This is a genomic window from Mesorhizobium sp. P171375, assembly GCF_057786075.1.
Genome location: NZ_JBYNWF010000001.1, coordinates 3204251 through 3222157, shown reverse-complemented (window position 1 = coordinate 3222157; position 17907 = coordinate 3204251). Strand labels below are relative to the sequence as shown.

General features: G+C 63.1%; 19 protein-coding genes. 5 read left to right on the top strand and 14 right to left on the bottom strand.

The window, feature by feature from the left end; translation table 11 throughout:
* Nucleotides 1-49 precede the first annotated feature (49 nt).
* From ACYHH6_RS15430 to ACYHH6_RS15405, 6 genes are all read right to left on the bottom strand, one after another.
* Nucleotides 50-343, bottom strand: a complete 294-nt coding sequence (locus tag ACYHH6_RS15430; RefSeq protein WP_352584667.1) for a hypothetical protein — start codon at nucleotides 341-343, stop codon at nucleotides 50-52.
* Nucleotides 344-1432: 1089 nt separating this feature from the next.
* The gene (locus ACYHH6_RS15425) at nucleotides 1433-1564 is read right to left on the bottom strand and encodes a hypothetical protein (RefSeq protein ID WP_352584665.1); all 132 of its coding nucleotides are present in this window, start codon (nucleotides 1562-1564) and stop codon (nucleotides 1433-1435) included.
* Between the two features lie 33 nt (nucleotides 1565-1597).
* Nucleotides 1598-2581, bottom strand: a complete 984-nt coding sequence (locus tag ACYHH6_RS15420) for an NAD-dependent epimerase/dehydratase family protein (protein WP_352584663.1) — start codon at nucleotides 2579-2581, stop codon at nucleotides 1598-1600.
* Between the two features lie 107 nt (nucleotides 2582-2688).
* Nucleotides 2689-6147 (bottom strand): chromosome segregation protein SMC, encoded by a 3459-nt coding sequence (gene smc, locus ACYHH6_RS15415; RefSeq protein WP_352584661.1) that lies wholly within the window; start codon nucleotides 6145-6147, stop codon nucleotides 2689-2691.
* Between the two features lie 69 nt (nucleotides 6148-6216).
* Nucleotides 6217-6948 (bottom strand): DsbA family protein, encoded by a 732-nt coding sequence (locus ACYHH6_RS15410; RefSeq protein WP_352584659.1) that lies wholly within the window; start codon nucleotides 6946-6948, stop codon nucleotides 6217-6219.
* Between the two features lie 156 nt (nucleotides 6949-7104).
* Nucleotides 7105-7611, bottom strand: coding sequence for a DUF721 domain-containing protein (locus tag ACYHH6_RS15405; RefSeq protein ID WP_352584657.1), 507 nt, complete (start codon nucleotides 7609-7611; stop codon nucleotides 7105-7107).
* Nucleotides 7612-7661: 50 nt separating this feature from the next.
* Between ACYHH6_RS15405 and mutY the strand changes: the two genes are divergently transcribed.
* Nucleotides 7662-8831: an A/G-specific adenine glycosylase gene (mutY, locus tag ACYHH6_RS15400; protein WP_352584655.1), complete on the top strand. Its 1170-nt coding sequence runs from the start codon at nucleotides 7662-7664 to the stop codon at nucleotides 8829-8831.
* 24 nt (nucleotides 8832-8855) lie between these two features.
* On the top strand, nucleotides 8856-9467 hold the full coding sequence (locus ACYHH6_RS15395) for an HAD family hydrolase (RefSeq protein WP_352584653.1): 612 nt from the start codon (nucleotides 8856-8858) through the stop codon (nucleotides 9465-9467).
* A 270-nt stretch (nucleotides 9468-9737) separates the two neighbouring features.
* Here ACYHH6_RS15395 and ACYHH6_RS15390 read toward each other — a convergent pair whose 3' ends face one another.
* Nucleotides 9738-10871: a site-specific DNA-methyltransferase gene (locus tag ACYHH6_RS15390; RefSeq protein ID WP_142866729.1), complete on the bottom strand. Its 1134-nt coding sequence runs from the start codon at nucleotides 10869-10871 to the stop codon at nucleotides 9738-9740.
* A gap of 190 nt (nucleotides 10872-11061) precedes the next feature.
* On the opposite strand from ACYHH6_RS15390, the gene ACYHH6_RS15385 reads away from it, so the two are divergent.
* Nucleotides 11062-11748, top strand: coding sequence for an HAD family hydrolase (locus ACYHH6_RS15385; RefSeq protein ID WP_352584652.1), 687 nt, complete (start codon nucleotides 11062-11064; stop codon nucleotides 11746-11748).
* Between the two features lie 2 nt (nucleotides 11749-11750).
* On the opposite strand, the gene ACYHH6_RS15380 is transcribed toward ACYHH6_RS15385, so the two are convergent.
* The 7 genes from ACYHH6_RS15380 to ACYHH6_RS15350 form a co-directional block, all read right to left on the bottom strand.
* Nucleotides 11751-12188, bottom strand: a complete 438-nt coding sequence (locus ACYHH6_RS15380; RefSeq protein WP_352584650.1) for a DUF1801 domain-containing protein — start codon at nucleotides 12186-12188, stop codon at nucleotides 11751-11753.
* A 12-nt stretch (nucleotides 12189-12200) separates the two neighbouring features.
* Nucleotides 12201-12665, bottom strand: coding sequence for a DUF1801 domain-containing protein (locus ACYHH6_RS15375; RefSeq protein WP_352584649.1), 465 nt, complete (start codon nucleotides 12663-12665; stop codon nucleotides 12201-12203).
* Nucleotides 12666-12670: 5 nt separating this feature from the next.
* Entirely contained in the window at nucleotides 12671-12892 is a 222-nt protein-coding gene (locus tag ACYHH6_RS15370) for a hypothetical protein (protein WP_352584648.1), read from the bottom strand.
* A gap of 26 nt (nucleotides 12893-12918) precedes the next feature.
* Entirely contained in the window at nucleotides 12919-13311 is a 393-nt protein-coding gene (locus ACYHH6_RS15365; protein ID WP_112564249.1) for a VOC family protein, read from the bottom strand.
* Between the two features lie 67 nt (nucleotides 13312-13378).
* Nucleotides 13379-13804, bottom strand: a complete 426-nt coding sequence (locus tag ACYHH6_RS15360) for an SRPBCC family protein (RefSeq protein ID WP_352584646.1) — start codon at nucleotides 13802-13804, stop codon at nucleotides 13379-13381.
* A complete protein-coding gene (locus ACYHH6_RS15355; RefSeq protein ID WP_112563924.1) occupies nucleotides 13801-14124 on the bottom strand; it encodes an ArsR/SmtB family transcription factor in 324 nt (107 codons plus the stop codon). The genes ACYHH6_RS15360 and ACYHH6_RS15355 overlap by 4 nt, the downstream gene beginning before the upstream one ends.
* A 203-nt stretch (nucleotides 14125-14327) precedes the next feature.
* Nucleotides 14328-15056 (bottom strand): hypothetical protein, encoded by a 729-nt coding sequence (locus ACYHH6_RS15350; protein WP_352584644.1) that lies wholly within the window; start codon nucleotides 15054-15056, stop codon nucleotides 14328-14330.
* A 128-nt stretch (nucleotides 15057-15184) separates the two neighbouring features.
* Here ACYHH6_RS15350 and thrC point away from each other — a divergent pair, with 128 nt between their 5' ends.
* Both thrC and ACYHH6_RS15340 read left to right on the top strand, forming a co-directional pair.
* A complete protein-coding gene (gene thrC / locus ACYHH6_RS15345; RefSeq protein ID WP_352584643.1) occupies nucleotides 15185-16582 on the top strand; it encodes a threonine synthase in 1398 nt (465 codons plus the stop codon).
* A 14-nt stretch (nucleotides 16583-16596) separates the two neighbouring features.
* Entirely contained in the window at nucleotides 16597-17889 is a 1293-nt protein-coding gene (locus ACYHH6_RS15340; protein WP_142866738.1) for a M16 family metallopeptidase, read from the top strand.
* The last annotated feature ends 18 nt before the right edge of the window (nucleotides 17890-17907 follow it).

Here is a 17907-nt window from a genome sequence, read left to right as displayed (position 1 = left end):
CCCCCACGCGACCCGACTCCATCCACAGAGCCGGGCCGTGCGAAGAGGATCAGTAGTCGCTGTCGTCCTGGATGATGACGGGATGATGATGCCGATGGTGGCGACGCTCGATTGAGCCGGTCACGATAACAGTATCCGGACGATGATGTCTGCGGCCGTGGTCGTAGAAGGCAACCGTGCCGTGTTTACGGTGATGAAGGCGTTGACCCTGGTCATTGATGATCTTGACGGTCTTGTGGTGATGTCGATGGTGGGTCGTGATGATAACGTCAGCTTCGGCTGCTGAAGCTACCGCCGGCATCGCGATGAACAGCGCCAAAGCGCTCACGATCATTGTTTTCATTGCAATATATCCATCTGCTAATCATCCCTTCGCGGGGATAACCGCCTCCCATCCCTTTGGTTCCGGGTGGTGTCTTTGGGTCACGCGACGCGATCAGTGACGGATGCTCCAGCGCAACACGGCATGTCGAAAGAGGCAGTTTCGACACCAGGTCTTGTTGGCAGGACGCTCTTTCAAAGCCGCCACGAGGAGTTGCGCAGCTCAACAAAGCAGTGCTGCACGACCCTCTATGTAGCCGCGTTCGATCGCCTGATCTGTGGTGTGAAGCATCTGTCTTGCGAGGAAGACCCTCGGCCTTTCAGGATTTCCGAGAAGACGACCAAGCAGGCCGCCTCAGATTCCGTAAGAAAGTGCAAAGTAAGCCACCGGTCCCAAGATCAGCAAAATCGCCATCGCGATAAGCACGGCGATTGCCAGGCGCTCTGTTCGCCTGACAAGGTCAGCGACCTTGTCGTCGTCAGCCCGCGGTATAAGATCAAGGACCGAAGAAACTTCCGTAGGACTGTCGTTGTCGTTTGCGGGTCGGGTGGTTGCGAGTTCACGCACGGATCTCTGGACAAAGGTCACTATTAGCCTCGTTGTTGAAACGTCACGCCGATTGGCGGTCCCACGACAATCGGGTGCCCGCTAGTCTATGGAGAATGGCGGGCACCCGATTGACCGCCGATGAAGGGACTCATACTCGGCAGCCTGGTTGCAATGTATTGGGCGGGCATAGGTTGCTCACCTTCGACCTATGGCTCTGACGCCAGGACTTCAGTCATACCCAGTTCGGACCTTAGTCTGACGGCAGACGAAACGGATGGCGGCCATTCGTTTCGACGCAGAAAAATGCGGGAACATTAGTAGGCTCTGACGAGTTCACTCTCAGCAACAAATTTTCGGGAGAGATATTGTGAACAACATAATTTGGCTCGTCGGAGCAGTGGTCATCGTGATTGCGATACTGAGCTTCTTTGGCCTCCGATAAACGGGCGCCTGCCGAATTGGCAACAAACACGAACTCGTTCGCGCAACTTTTTTGGGAGAATGAGTTGAGTTGAGGGACGCCACGCGTCCCATCGTTTTCAAGCGACCGAAGTTGCGCAATCAGTTCGTCTTGCGGCCAATGATGTGTGCGACGCGACCGAACAGGCCGGGACCCGCTTCAGCCGGCTTGGCTGGCGATGCTTGCACCGTCGTCGTCTCGCGCGCGGGATGATTTCCGGGGTCGGAGGCCATGGCCATCACCGCCTTGATGGCCGGCTTTCGCAGTCAGCGGTCTGCCGACCTCGTCATCCATTCCGACCGGTACCAGTCGACGAATTTCTTCAGCCCGTCCTCTATCGAGACACTCGGCCGGAAGCCGAAATCGCGTTCCAGCGCCGTCATGTCGGCATAGGTCTGCTCGACGTCGCTGGTCTGCATCGGCTCGTTGTTGCGCATCGCGCTTACGCCGAGCAGCCGCTCCAGCGTGGCGATGAAATCGTCCAGTCGCTCGGGCCGGTTGTTGCCGACATTGTAGATCCGGCATGGCGGCGCCTCGACCGGCGGCTTGTCGAGCACGGCGACGATGGCGCGCACGACATCGTCGATATAGGTGAAATCGCGCCACATCTCGCCATCGTTGAAGACGCGGATCGGCTTGCCCTCGAGCATCGCCTGGGTGAACAGCCAATAAGCCATGTCGGGCCGGCCCCACGGACCGTAGACGGTGAAGAAGCGCAGGCCGGTCTGCGGCAGGCCGAAGAGATGGGCGTAGGTGTGGCTCATCAGCTCGTCGGCCTTCTTGGTGGCGGCGTAGAGCGAGACGGGCTTGTCGACCTGGTCGGTCTCGGCAAACGGCACCTTGCGGTTGCCGCCATAGACCGAACTCGACGAGGCATAGACCAGATGCTCGAAGCCGACCGTTGCGCGGCAGAATTCGAGCACTTCGAGATGGCCGACCACGTTGGAACGGACATAGAGCCTGGGATTATCCAGCGAATGGCGCACGCCCGCCTGTGCCGCCAGATGCACGACCTTGACGATGCCTTGCCCGGCCAACGCATCGGCGAGAGCGCCCGGCTCGGCGATGTCGAGCTGGTGAAAGGAAAAGCCGTTGTGTGGCTTGAGGCGGGCGAGCCGGCCTTCCTTCAGCGCCAGGTCGTAATAATCGTTCATATTGTCGACGCCGACGACGGCTTCGCCGCGGTTCAGCAGATGATGGCAGACATGGCTTCCGATGAACCCCGCGGCTCCGGTGACGAGTACAGGCAACAACGTTCTCCAGACACATGACCAAGCCAGCCATCAGGGCGATTGGCTGCATTCCATTGGTGCTATAGTCGAAAGCCGGGGTTGAGGCCACTGGCCAAGCCGACGCGTCAGCTCGCCTCGCGCATCGCCTCGGCGGCCTGCAGATCGACCGACACCAGCTGGCTGACGCCCTGCTCGGCCATGGTCACGCCGAACAGGCGGTTCATGCGCGCCATGGTGATCGGATTGTGGGTGATGATGACGAAGCGCGTCTCGGTGGTCGCGGCCATTTCGTCCATGAGATTGCAGAAGCGCTCGACATTGTGATCGTCGAGCGGCGCGTCGACTTCGTCGAGCACGCAGATCGGCGCCGGATTGGTCAGGAACACCGCAAAGATCAGCGACATCGCTGTCAGCGCCTGCTCGCCGCCGGAGAGCAGCGTCATGGTCTGCGGCTTCTTGCCGGGCGGACGTGCCAGGATTTCGAGCCCGGCTTCAAGCGGATCGTCGGATTCGATCAGCTGCAGTTCCGCCGTACCGCCGCCGAACAGATGCGAGAACAGCCGCTGGAAATGACCGTTGACGACATCGAACGCGGCGAGCAGCCGCTCGCGGCCCTCGCGGTTCAGGCTCTGGATCGCTTGCCTCAGCTTGCGGATCGCCTCGACAATGTCCTCGCGCTCGGAAACGATGGTCTCCAGCCGGTCCGACAGTTCCTTCTGCTCTTCCTCGGCGCGCAGATTGACAGCGCCAAGCCGCTCGCGCTCGACCTTCAGCCGGTCGAGTTGGCGCTCGATCTCGGCCATTTCCGGCATCGGGCTGTCGGCTTCCAGACCGGTGTGGCGGATGACCAGATGCGGCGGCGTGTTCAGCGTTTCCTGGATGCGCGCCTCGACCTCGAGCCGGCGTTCGTCGGCAGCCGTCAGCCGCTCCTCGGCGCGGACGCGGGTTTCGCGGGCGTCGGCCAGCGACTGGATTGCCGCGGTGGCGGCCTTGTCCAGCTCCGCCTGCTTGTTCTCGGCCTCCTGCAGACGGTCGGCAGCGGCCTTGCGCAAAGTCTCGGCCTCGGTCAGCTGAGACAGCAGCGCGCGGCGCCTGGCGTCGATCTCGTCGGGAGCATCGGCCAGCGTCTCGCGCTCTGCCTCGGCTTCGGCCCTGCGCTCGCCGAGCGAGGCGATCTGCGTCGAGGCGTTTTCGGCACGCTGGAGCCAGCTGCTGCGCTCGGCGCCGATGGCATCAAGCCGGCGCGTGCGCGCCTCGGCTTCGCGGCGCAAGCCCTCGTGGACGGCGCGCGCGTCGGCAAGGGTTGCGCGATCCCTGCCGACATTGGCGGCGGATTGCTCGAGCTGCAATTGCAGGTCGCCGAGGTCGGGCGCGTCCTGCAGCAGCATTTCGGCCTCGGCAAAGGCAGCGGCCGTCTCTTCGTGGCTGTCGACGATGCGCGCGCGCGCTTCGTCCAGGGCGGCGCGACGGCTTGCCAGTTCGCCGCCGGCCTTTTCGGCCTCGGCCAGCGCGTTGCGCGCGGCGTCCAGCCCGTGCTGGGCATCGCGTCCGGCCTGGCGGGCGTTGCGCTCGGCCTCGCTTGCCTGGCGCAGCGCCTGTTCGGCCTGGGCAAGGGCGGCTTCGGCCTCGCGCACGATCTGCGTCGCCTGCACCGCCTCGGCATCGAGTTCGGCCAGCCGGTTCTTCTGCGCCAGCCGCTGTGCTGCCGTCGTCGGCGCATCGGCACTTGCCGTCAACCCGTCCCAGCGCCACAGCGCGCCGTCACGGCTGACCAGCCGCTGGCCGGGCGCAAGCAGGGCCTGCAAGCGGCGGCCATCGGCGGCTTCGACGATGCCGATCTGCGCCAGCCGGCGTGCAAGCTGCGAAGGCGCGCGCACCACGCTGGCGAGGCTCTTGATCCCTTCCGGCAAAGCCGCATCGCTTGGTTGGACCTGGCTTTCGCCCCAATGCACCGGCGCGCTGCGGTCGAGCGGCACGTCGAGGTCTTCGCCAAGGGCAGCACCTAGGGCCGTCTCATAGCCGCGCTCGACGCTGAGCTGTTCGAGCACCGATGGGAAAAGATCGCCGCTGGCGGCATTGAGGATCTTGGCCAGCGTGCGCGCTTCGGTCTCGATCCCGGCGAGTTCTGACCTGGCATCCTGCAGCGGCGGTCGGGCAGCACTCTCAGCGGCGCGCGCCTCGGCGACCGCCTGTTCGGCTGATATGGCGCCGGCCTCGGTCTCCTCCAGCCGGGCGAGCGCATCCTCGACCAGAGCACGCTTCTCGGCAGGGTCGGGCAAGCCCGCGACCTTGGACAGGATCTCGGACAATTCGCGATCGACGTCGGCGAGCTGCCGGGCAAAGCGGTCGCGGCGTTCGGCGGTTTCGCGCAGCGTGCGCTCGATCTGGTTGCGCGAGGCGGCGGCCTCGGCCCGTTCGGCGGTCAGCGCGGCGAGTTTTGCTTCACTCTGGACGAGCGTCGCGCCGGCCTGCTCGAAAGCGGCCCGCGTGGTGGCTTCGCGTTCGGCAGCACCCGCATTTTCAGAATTGAGTGTGGCTTCTTCCTCGCGCAGGCGCTCGAGGATATCCGCATTGTCGCGCACCATGCGCTCTTCGCGGGCGATGTCGCCGTCGAGTTGCTGCAGGCGGCGCTCGAGCTCGGCCTGGCGGGCGCGGATGCGGCCGGCTTCCTCCTCGATCTGCGCCTTGGCAATCGACAGGCGCTGGAAGGCGGCGGCAGCGGCGGCTTCGGCATCGCGCAGATCGGGCAGCCGATGCGCGCCGATGCCTTGCTCCCTGGCGGCGGCCATCTGCGCCGAAGCGCGGTCGCCGACCAGTGCGGTGGCAACGGCCAGCGCCGAGCGCGCCTCGCCTTCCTGGCTCTTGGCCAGCGTCCAGCGCAAATGCAAAAGCGTTGCTTCCGCCTTGCGGATATCGGCCGACAGGTTCTTGAAGCGCGAGGCCTGGCGCGCCTGGCGCTTCAGGCTTTCGATCTGGCTCTCCAGCTCGCCGACGACGTCGTCCAACCGCTCCAGATTCTGCTCGGCCGCCTTAAGCCGAAGCTCGGCCTCGTGACGGCGCGTGTGCAGGCCGGAAATGCCGGCGGCTTCTTCGAGCAGCGCGCGGCGAGCCTGGGGCTTGGCCTGGATCAGCTCGCCGATGCGGCCCTGACCGACCATCGAGGGCGAGCGCGCGCCGGTCGACTGGTCGGCGAACAGAAGCTGCACGTCCTTGGCGCGGGCTTCCTTGCCGTTGATGCGGTAGAGCGAGCCGGCCTCTCGCTCGATGCGGCGCGACACCTGCAACTCATCGGCGTCGTTGAAAGCGGCGGGCGCGGTGCGGTCGCTGTTGTCGAGGAACAGCGTGACTTCGGCGGTGTTGCGCGCGGGGCGCGTTCCCGAACCTGAAAAGATCACGTCGTCCATGCCGGACGCGCGCATGTTCTTGTAGGAGCTTTCGCCCATCACCCAGCGCATCGCCTCGACAAGGTTCGACTTGCCGCAGCCATTCGGCCCGACAATACCGGTCAGGCCCCGTTCGATGACGAACTCGCCGGGTTCGACGAAGGACTTGAAGCCGAGGAGGCGAAGGCGCGAAAACTTCATTCGCGCCTGCCTACAGGTCGCAGAGGTGCGCAGACGCCAAAGCGCAGTCGCTCCGGCGCCGCCTGGACGTCAAAGCAGAGGGTCGATGATGGCCGATATTTCCTCAATCGACATCGCACCTTTGTAGGTCTTTCCGTTGATGAAGAAGGTCGGCGTCGAGTCGACCTTGAATTCATCGGCGCCGCGCTTCTGGACCGATCTCACATCGTCCAGAAGTTTCTGGTCCGTCAAGCAGGCCTCGAAGGACTCCTGTGTAAAACCGGCGAGCTTGGAGATCTGAAGCAGGGCATCCTTGGTGTTGTTGACGCCGACCCAGTTGGCCTGCTGCTTGAACAGCACGTCCACCATCGGGAAATAATTGTCCTTTGAACAGCGCGCCAGCATGAAACCGGCCTCGGCGCTCGGATCGAACGGGAATTCGCGCAGGATGTAGCGGGCCTTGCCGGTGTCGATGTACTTGGTCTTCAACTCAGGGAAGGTGGTCGCGGCGAAATGCGCGCAATGCGGGCAGGTCATCGAGGCATATTCGACGATGGTGACCTTGGCGTCATCCTTGCCGAGCTGCTTGTCGGGCAGAGCGCCGGGCTTCAGCAGCTCGGTCATGTCGACGTCGCCCGTCGAGTCCGGTGCCTTGGCGGCGACCGGCGTGGCAGGCGTCGCGGCTGGCACGGCAGGCGTTGCAGGCTTGACGTCCGCTGCCTTGGCGTCCTCGCTGGAGTCGCTGCATGCGGCGAGCAGTGCCACTGCCGGAATAACGGCCAGCGAAGACAGGAGGTTTCTGCGGGACAAGCTACGGTTCATGCGAATCACCTGACTATGGTTGGATTTTGCAATGCAAAGGCTAGAAAAGGCGAGAGTTGGCGGGAATTAAGGCATCGCTGTCCCCATTCCAATCGCCTAACTCTATATGCATCATCACGAATGCGCGAGATTGGTGACGGGTTCATGACCGGCTGATTACCCTGGCCGCTTCCTCTTGCCGAGAATGGTGGCGCCCAGCCGCTCGAGCGAGGCGCGCAAGCCTTCATCCTCGATCTTGCCGACCGTATCGGACAATTTGGCCTTCTCGACCGAGGTCAGCGGCCTGGGAGCCGGTTTCGGCCGGGCTTTCTCCGATAGCACCGGCTTCTGCACGATCCTGATGCGGCCGATTGCATTGAAGCCAAGGAAGGCATTGACGCGGTTGATGATTTCGCCGGTCTCGTGCTGCAGATGCAGTGCCGCCGTGCCTTCGCAGGCGATAACCAGCGTCGCCGGCTCGAACGGATCGTCTTCGTGCATGCGGCGCGGCCACTGAATTTTTTCAGGGCGCGAATGGCCGGCAAGCCTAGGGCCTGCGATCTCTTCCCACGACTGCACCAGCCCGATCGAAATGCCGGCCCGCTTGCGCAGCACCGGATCGAGAATCTGGGTGGCGAGATCACTCACCGGAACGGGATTGCCGTAAGGCGTTCTCCCTGCCATGTACGTTCTCCAGCCACGCTCCTCACCAGCCTAGAGCCAGCCCGCGATCAATGGCACTGCACGAACAGACCCGCAAGGCCGCATCCCAGGACAGCGGCAAAGCCGCGTCCGATGACAGCAGCACAGCTGCGTCTGGAGACAGCGGCAGAGCCGCGTCTGACATCCCGACCCGCCTGCTCGTCTGGTACGACTTGCACCATCGCGACCTGCCGTGGCGGATCGCGCCGCGCGCGGCGGCCGGCGGCGCACGGGCGAATCCCTATCGCATCTGGCTGTCGGAAGTGATGCTGCAGCAGACCACGGTCGAAGCGGTAAAATCCTATTTTCGCGCTTTCGTCGAGAAATGGCCCGATGTCGGGGCGCTGGCCGCGGCGCCGACCGAGGATGTGATGAAGGCCTGGGCCGGGCTCGGCTATTATTCGCGGGCTCGCAATCTCAAGGCCTGCGCCGATCTCGTCGCGAGCCAAGGCGGGCGCTTTCCGGACAATGAAACGGGATTGAGGGAATTGCCGGGCATCGGCGCCTATACGGCGGCGGCGATCGCCGCGATTGCCTTCGACCGGCCGGCGGCGGTCGTCGACGGCAATGTCGAACGCGTCATCTCGCGGCTCTATTCGATCGAAACGCCGCTCAGCGAGGCGAAGCCTGAAATTCGCGCGCTGGTCGAAAGACTGGTTCCGCAGACAAGGCCGGGCGACTTCGCGCAGGCGATGATGGACCTCGGAGCCACGATCTGCACGCCAAAGCGGCCGCGCTGCATGCTGTGCCCGGTGCGCCAGGATTGCAGCGCCATTCTGTCCGGCGACCCCGAGCGCTTTCCGGTCCGCCTGCCGAAGGCCGACAAGCCGCTCAGGCGCGGCGCCGCCTTTGTGGCCGAGCGCGGCGACGGCGCCATTCTGTTGCGCAAACGGCCGGATAAAGGCCTGCTCGGCGGCATGACCGAAGTGCCGACCACTGGCTGGACCGCTCGGGTGGATGGCGCGACGACTGCGGAAGCGGCGCCCTTCCCCGCCGACTGGCGGCGCGCCGGTGAGATCGCGCATGTTTTCACCCACTTCGCGCTCGAGCTCGAAGTCTTTCATGCGCAGGTGAAAAGTGATGCCCCGGATGGGCATTTCTGGTCGCTGGCCCATGACATTTCGGGGGAGGCGCTGCCGACTGTCATGAAAAAGGCAATCGAAGCGGCGATACCGGGCGCGACCAAGAAGCGTCCGCGTTGAATAGCGTTTGCATGAAAGGCCCACATGACTGAAATCCGTCACATCGTATTCGATATCGGCCGCGTGCTGATCCATTACGATCCGAGCATTCCGTTCAGCCGCCTCATCCCCAACGCGCAGGAGCGCAAGTGGTTCTTCGAAAATGTCTGCACGCATGACTGGAACATCGAGCAGGATCGTGGCCGGACGTGGGACGAGGCGGAAGCGCTGCTGATTGCAGAGCACCCCGATCACGCTGAAAACATTCGCAATTTCCGCCGCCACTGGCACGAGATGGTGCCGCATGCCTATGAGGACAGCGTCGCCATCATGCTGGGCCTGATCGAGAGCGGCCACGACGTGACCATGCTGACCAATTTCGCCGCCGACACGCTTGCCGAGGCTCGCCAGCGCTTCGACTTCCTCAGCCGCCCGCGCGGCGTCACCGTATCGGCCGACATCCGTGAGATCAAACCCGACCGCGCCATCTACGATCACCATGTCGCCGCGTTCGGCCTCGAACCGTCAGCCACGCTGTTCATCGACGACAGCCAGAAAAATGTCGACGGCGCCAAGGCCGCCGGCTGGCAGGCGGTGCTGTTCACGGATGCAAAAACGCTTCGAGCCGATCTTGAGCGGTACGGCATCGCGGTGTGAACTGAACCGCCCGCGGTAGGCAATGGTCATCGAACGATTGTGTAATGTTGGCGCAGCCCCTCATTGTCCTGCCGGACATTTCTCCCCGTATAGTGACGGGGAGAAAGGGGCAGCCGGGGCCTCGGCGCCCACGCTTGCGGTTGGCGAAGTCGCTGATAACAGCGCCCCTCTCCCCGTCCCTAAACGGGGAGAGGATGCCGGCAGGCAGGTGAGGGGCAGCGCTGACGCGATATAATTGTCAATTGCCGCTTTGATTGAATAGGCTTGGGCTCAGGCCCCTGCCCGCTCCATGCCGAGCCTGGCGATGCGGCGCAATTCGTCGATCGGGGTCAGCCCGCCTGAGCGCTCATAATGCCAGAAGGTCCAGCCATTGCAGGCGTCCAGCCCCTGCACTTCGGCGCCGATCTTGTGGATCGAGCCGGCGCTGTCGCCGATCGCCACCGTGCCGTCGGCGCGCACCTTGGCGGCCCAGCGCTTCTTGGAATCATAAAGCGTGGCGCCGGGCTGCATCAGTCCGGTGTCGAGAAGGCTGACAAAAGCGACACGCGGCTCGGCACGCTTGCCGGTGAGCACGGTGAGATCGGCGGTTTCCAGCGGCCGCACGGCATCGATGCGCTCATTGGCGGCGTCGATATAGGCCTGCTCGCGCTCGATGCCGACGAAGTGGCGCCCAAGGCGCTTGGCGACGGCGCCGGTGGTGCCGGAGCCGAAGAACGGGTCGAGCACGATGTCGCCCGGCTTGGTCGAGGCCATCATGATGCGGGCAAGCAACGCTTCCGGCTTCTGCGTCGGATGCAATTTGTCGCCATTGTCGTTCTTCAGCCGTTCGCCGCCGGTGCAGATCGGAAACAGCCAGTCGGAACGCATCTGGATGTCGTCGTTGGAGGCCTTCATGGCTTCGTAGTTGAAGGTGTAGCCCTTGCCCTTCTGGTCGCGCGAGGCCCAGATCATGGTCTCATGTGCATTCTGGAAGCGGCGGCCGCGGAAATTCGGCATCGGATTGGTCTTGCGCCAGACGACATCGTTGAGGATCCAGAAGCCGAGATCCTGCATCTTGGCGCCGACCCGGAAAATGTTGTGATAGGAGCCGATGACCCAGATAGTGCCATTGGGCTTCAACACGCGGCGGGCCGCCAGCAGCCAGGCACGGGTGAAGGCGTCATAGGCCTCGAAACTCTCGAACTGGTCCCAGTCATCATCGACGGCGTCGACTTTGGACTGGTCAGGCCGGTGCAGGTCGCCGTCGAGCTGCAGATTGTAGGGCGGATCGGCGAAGATGACGTCGATGGATTTTTCCGGCAGCCGGTCGAGTGCGGCGACGCAATCGCCCTTGAGGATGGTGTCCAGCCACTCGGATTGCTGGGGAGCGTGAGAAAGGTCGTCGAGAAGACGCACGGCAGACATTTTTACACCCAAAGCACGCGTTACTGTTTACTCCCCGTTATGGTTACCGATCAGCGTAAATATTCGGTGAAGGACGCAGCCCGACCCGGCAGCCCTGACGTCGTTAATTTGCGCAGCCCGGCCTGTTGGTGTATGCCGCGCCGCTTGAGCCCTGCCGGGGCTCCATCACCCTCCCTCGTTCCGGATTGCCATGCCCCAGCCAGATCTTGTCATCTTCGATTGCGACGGCGTGCTCGTCGATTCCGAAATCATCGCCGCCCGCGTCGAGGCCGAATTGCTGACGCTCGCCGGCTTCGAAATATCGGCCGAGGAGATCGCCGAAAGCTACGCCGGGCTGACCTTCAAGGACATCATGATGCGGGTCGAGGCGAAGTCCGCGATCCCGTTCCAGGCCTCGATGATCGACCGCGCCGAAGAGCTGGTCGACCGCAAATTGCGCAGCGATGTGCGCGCCATCGACGGCACGCGCGAAGCTGTGGCTGCGGTAACAGCGCCGCGCTGCGTCTGCTCGAATTCACGCTCGGAGCGGATCGAATTCATGCTAGAGAAGGTTGGCCTTTTGCCGTTCTTCGCCGGCCGGATTTTTTCAGCGCTGGAGATACCAAGCAAGAAGACCAAGCCAGCCCCTGATGTGTTCCTCGTCGCGGCAGAGAAACTCAATGCCGATCCGGCAAACACCTTCGTCATCGAGGATTCCGTGCATGGCGTCGCCGGCGCCCGGGCTGCCGGCATGCGCGTGATCGGCTTCACCGGCGCCGCACACAGCTATCCCGGCCATGCCGACGCGCTGACCGAGGCCGGCGCCGAAACGGTCATCCGCCGTTGGGCCGAATTGAAAAGCGTGATTGCCGCGCTGTCGGAGTGGTCGGACGCCTGAACTCAGTCCTTGGCTTTGGCCGACTTGGCTCGATCCGGCTTTTTCTTTGCCCTATTATAGGCAATGGCGGCGCGGACGAGCGCTTTCAGCGCATCCGCATCGATCTCGTCGCCCTCGGAAACGTCGATCGCCCGCCACACCTTGCCGTTAAGGCCGTTGTTGAACAGCTTGTCAGGGTCCGGCAAGCTGGCGCCGTGCGAAAAGGTCAGCTTCACCTTGTCCTTGTGGGCGTTGCCGACGGCGATCATGCCGTCGCGCGACCATACCGGGCTGCCCATCCACTTCCACTCCTCGATGATCTCAGGATCGGCGTCGAGGATGGTCTTGCGCAGGCTGGCGAGTGTTTTGCCGCGCCAGTCATCCAGCTCGCGGATCCTGGCATCTATCCGCTCGGAGGGAGAGGGTCCTGCCTCTGACTTGTTCGCACCGCTGGTCTTCATGGTCTCCTCCGTTCACATCTTGTCGCCGGGCAATTTACTGGCCTGCTTCACCCAGCTGGCAAACCTGGCCTCGTCGATCTCTTCGCCTTCATGAATGTCGAGATAGCGCACTTCCTTCTGCCTGGAGCCGCCGGGAGGAATGGGATCCAGCGACATGCCGCGGAAGAAGGCGACTTTGACGTATCTGCTGAAGCAATGCAGGCTGAGGAACCAGCCCTCGCCCTCGATGCCATAGAACGGTGAGTTCCACTTCACCGCCTTGTAGACGCTGGGAACGGCGCCGACGATGAGCGCGTCAAGGCGGCGCCCGACATCGCTTTTCCAGCCCGGCATGGCCGCGATATAGGCTTGCACGGGGGCATCCCCATAGGCCTTGGCGATCTGCGGGTTGCCGCCTGAAAGCAGGACCGGCTTGGCCGGCGCTGGTTTGGCTGGGGCCGGCTTTGCGGCCTTCGATTTTGCGGGCGCCTTGGCCATCGTCGCTACCCTTGCGCGCGTTGCTCACCGACCGATTTCGCGAGATAGGGCAGCACGAACATATAGAGCCCGCTGAACAGCAGCAGGAAGAGCGGCAGCAGCGGCGAATAGACCACCCATGCCGGTGGCGGCCCGAAGGCCATGGTGATGAAATTGGCTGCCACGGTCAGCGTGAAGATGATCGACAGCCAACGGTGGGTCTGGCGTATCCATTTGCTCAGGTTCATAGCGACCTCCTCTTGAAAACCAGCGCTTACCAGCGCGCCAGCTGGGTGATCTGGATGAGATTGCCGCAGCTGTCGTTGAGCTGGGCGATGGTCGAGCCGGTCACTTCGGTCGGCGCCATGGCGAACGCACCGCCGCGCCCCTTGATGCGCTCATAGTCGCCCTTGATGTCGTCGGTGAACAGCATGAGCGCGGGCTGACCCTGCTTGAAGATGGCCTGCTGGTAGGTTTTTGCGGCCGGATTGTCGTTGAGCGCGAGTTGCAATTCGGTTCCCTCGGGCTCATCGGGTGAGGTTACGGTCAGCCAGCGAAAAGGCCCATTGCTGAAATCGGCCTTCACGGCAAAGCCCAGCACGTCGGTGTAAAAACGCAGGGCGTTGTCCTGGTTGTCCACGTAGACGCTGGTCAGCTTGATCTTCATGATTTTCTCCTTTGTGCGTTCGGTGGCCCCGCGCTCAGGGCATGGCGCCGACTTGTAGCGGCAGGCCTCAATCTGGCTTCGCCAGAAGCTGCTCCAGCTTGGTGAGGAACTGCTGCCACCCGGCCCTGGCGCCGCCATAGGCCTGTTTCTGATCGGGATGGAAGCCGGACTGCTCGACGCGCAGATGGGTCCCGGTGCTCGTGGGCGTGAGTGTGAACGTCACCACGCTCTTCAGATTGTAGGCCGCATCCTCATGCGCAAAATCCCAGCTGTAGGACAGCGTCCTGTTTGGTTCGATGGCCAGCACCTCGCAATCGAGCACGCCGCCCCAGTCGCCGCGAAGATTGAAACTGTGGCCGATGACAGGCTTGAAATCGTTCTTCATGAGCCACTCCTCCATCAGATGCGGCTGCGTCAACGCGCGCCAGATCTTTTCCGCCGGCCAGGATATTTCGCGTTCGACAACGACGGTGCGCAGTTCCGGCTTGCTCACTGGTCCATCCTTTTCAGCAGATCCTCGAGATGGTCGAAGCGGCTCTCCCAAAACCCGGTCATCTGAACTGTCCAGTCGGTCAACGGAGCGAGCGCGCCGGGCTGCGCGCTGTAGTGGGTCTGCCTTCCGGCGTGGCGGTCGAGCACCAGTCCGGCCTGCTTCAGGACGCCCAGATGCTTCGATACCGCCGGCTGCGAGACTCCGGACTGCGCCGTCAGCGCTCCCACTGTCTGCTCACCCTGGCGGCACAGGCGCTCGAAGATGGCCCGCCGGGTCGGGTCGGCAAGCGTTCTGAACAGAGTGTCGTGGGCGTCTGGCATCGGGATCAATAACCTGCGAGCTATTGATTGACGTATAACCGCTGAGATATGAATGAGTCAAGTGCGCCGGCGCAATGGACCAGGATCCAAGGCGCACACGCCAGCCGCCTGCAGACGCATTCCTGCAGGGTCATGGTCAGATCGTTTGATCTTTCAAAGAGTTGACAGCCACCGCCGCAACAGCGACGACGCCCAAGTGCGGCTTAGTTCGTGGCGGGAGCTCGCTTCTTCTTGTCGGACTTCTTGTCCGCCGCCGCCGGCGCGGTGTCGTCATAGCCGGCATATACCTGGTAGTCCTTGGCAGAGGGCTCGGGCACGACGACGTTGGAATCGGTGAAGACGAACTGGGTGGCGGTCGAGGGATCGCTGACCTGGATCTGATACGGGTGGATCTGCGAATAAAGCACGTCGGTGCCATGCATGACGGCGATGCGGATAGGCATGGTGATGGTGCCGGGAGTGAACATCGGTCCCGGCACGACCTTGCCGGCAACGCCAACCTTCATCGTCAGCTGACCGTTGGCACGGCTGCAATCGCGGCTCACATCGCTGATCGAGGCCTGGTAGACGATCTTGGTCGGATCCTTGTTCGGGTCGACGATGGTGCCATCCGGCGCCGTCTGCGCGGCGGCAGCGGCCTCGGCATCCTGCGCGGCGTCGACCTTTTTCTTTTTCGGTTGCGACGCGCCCTTGGCGTAGGTGTTGAAATAGGCGGTGCCGTCACGCAACGTCACTTTCGGACAATAGGCCTGCAACTGGCTAGCGAGCACCTTGGGATCCTGCGGCGGTATTGGCGCATTCGGGTCGGTCTTCTTGCCCAATCCGAGGTTGAGGATGCCATTGTCGCTCGATTGGCAGCCGGCGGCGGCAAGCATAAAGCCGGTGAGCGCCAGACCCGCGACAAAGCGACGGTTGAACGAATAGAACGCCATGAAACTGCACTTCCCTCTCGCAAAGCTGGTGACGTATAGCAATGGCGCGGCAAAAATGCGACTGAGCCAGCGCAGAAATTAACCAGTCTGTGGTGAACGGAAACGCCAAGCGGCAACGGGTCTGTGACATGCAATATGTGAGTACTCGCGGGGAAGCGCCCGCGCTGGGATTTTCCGACGCGGTGCTGGCCGGACTGGCACGCGACGGTGGGCTCTATGTGCCGCGAGAGTGGCCGCAATTTTCGGCAGCCGAGATTCGCGCCATGCGCGGCCTGCCCTATGCCGACCTCGCCATCCGCGTGCTGACGCCGTTCCTCGGCGGCGAGATCGCCGCACCCGTGTTCGAACGCCTGGTGCGCGAAGCCTATGCCACCTTTCGCCACCAGGCGGTCTGCCCTCTGGTGCAGACCGGTCCGAACACTTTCATCCTCGAGCTCTTCCACGGCCCGACACTGGCTTTCAAGGACGTCGCCATGCAGCTGCTTGCCCGGCTGATGGACCATGTGCTGGCTGAGCGCGGCCAGCGCGCCACGATCGTCGGCGCTACCTCGGGCGACACCGGCGGTGCAGCCATCGACGCCTTCGCCGGCCGCGACCGCACCGATATCTTCGTTTTGTTCCCGCATGGCCGCGTCTCGCCGGTGCAGCAGCGGCAGATGACGACATCGACCGCCGCCAACGTCCAGGCACTGGCCATCGAAGGCAACTTCGATGATTGCCAGGGCCTGCTGAAGGACATGTTCAACGATCATGCCTTCCGTGATGGTGTCTCGCTGTCGGGCGTTAATTCGATCAACTGGGCCCGCATCATGGCCCAGATCGTCTATTATTTTTCCTCGGCGCTTTCGCTCGGCGCGCCAGACAGGCCTGTTTCCTTCACCGTGCCGACAGGCAACTTCGGCGACATTTTCGCCGGTTACGCCGCCAAGAAGATGGGCCTGCCGATCGAGCGGCTGATCGTCGCAACCAACGACAACGACATACTGGCGCGCACCTTCGCAACCGGCGAATACCGCACCAAAGGTGTGTTTGCGACGACCTCGCCGTCGATGGACATCCAGGTGTCGTCGAATTTCGAGCGGCTGTTGTTCGAGGCCTCCGACCGCAATGCCGAAACGGTGCGGCGCTATATGGCCGGGCTCAAGCAGTCCGGCGCCTTCACCATCGAAACGGCTGAAATGGCCAGGATGCGGGCCGAATTCGACGCCGGCCGCGCTGATATGGATGAGGTCGCCGCCACCATCCGCTCGACGCTGGAGACCAGCAACTATCTGCTCGACCCGCACACCGCCGCGGCCGTGCATGTCGCCGCCGGCAAGGCTGACGGCGCCGTGCCGATGGTGGTGCTGGGCACGGCCCATCCGGCCAAATTCCCGGCGGCTGTCGAAGCCGCCTGCGGCGTGTCGCCGACCCTGCCTGCATGGCTGGGGTCCTTGATGTCAGCCGACGAAAAATACACGGTACTTCCATCCGACCTGAAAATGGTGGAAGATTACGTGAGCCGCCACTCAAGGGCAGCGCGTTAGGGAGTACTTGCCATATGGGTGTTGAGGTAAGCCGTCTGTCGAACGGCCTGACAGTCGCCACCGAAACCCTTCCAAGCCTCGAATCCGTTGCCCTTGGTGCCTGGGTCAAGTCGGGCGCTCGCAATGAGCGTGACGAAGAACACGGAATGGCCCATTTGCTCGAGCATATGGCCTTCAAGGGCACGAAAAGGCGTAGCGCCTTCGAAATCGCCTCGGAAATCGAGGATGTCGGTGGTGAAATCAACGCCGCCACCAGCGTCGAGACGACATCCTACTATGCCAGGGTGCTGTCCGACGACGTGCCGCTGGCGGTCGATATTCTTGCCGACATCCTGCAGGAGTCCGAGTTCGACCCGCAGGAGCTGGAGCGCGAGCAGCATGTGATCCTGCAGGAGATCGGCGCGGCGCACGACACGCCCGACGACATCGTCTTCGACCGTTTCACCGAGACGGCGTTCCGCCATCAGACGATCGGCCGCTCGATCCTCGGCACGCCGGAAACCGTCAAATCCTTCACCTCCAAACAGCTGCACGATTTCATCGAGCGCCAATATGGCGCCGAGCGGATGGTGGTCGTTGCGGCCGGCGACATCAAGCACGACAATTTCGTGCGCGAGGTGGAAAAGCAGCTCGGCGGCTTCCGCAGCAAGGCCGATAGCACCATGCCGCAATATGCGCAGTATGTCGGCGGCGATTTCCGTGAGGATCGCGACCTGATGGACGCGCAGATCGTGCTCGGCTTCGAAGGCCGCGCCTATCATGTGCGCGACTTCTACGCCTCGCAGGTGCTGTCGATGATCCTCGGCGGCGGCATGTCGTCCCGCCTGTTCCAGGAGGTCCGCGAAAAGCGCGGCCTGTGTTACTCCGTCTATGCCTTCCATTGGGGCTTTTCCGACACCGGCATTTTCGGCGTGCATGCCGCGACCGGACAGAGCGACATTGCCGAACTGGTGCCCGTCATCATCGACGAACTGCAGAAGGCCGGCGAGAACATCCTGCAGGAAGAACTCGACCGGGCGCGTGCGCAATACCGCGCCGGACTGATCATGTCTGCGGAAAGCCCGGCCAGCCGCGCCTCGCAGATCGCCAGGCAGCTGCTTTTGTTCGGCCGGCCGATCGCCAAGGAGGAGTTGATGGAACGACTGTCGGCGCTGACCGTCGAGCGGCTGACCGACCTGTCGTCACGGCTGTTTTCGACCAAGCCGACGCTGACCGCCGTCGGCCCCGTGGGTACGCTCGCGCCCTATGAGGCGATCCTCGATTCGCTTGCGGGCACGCACACCACGGCCCGCAAGCTCGCCGTCTAAGTCCCCTCAAGGCGCGCC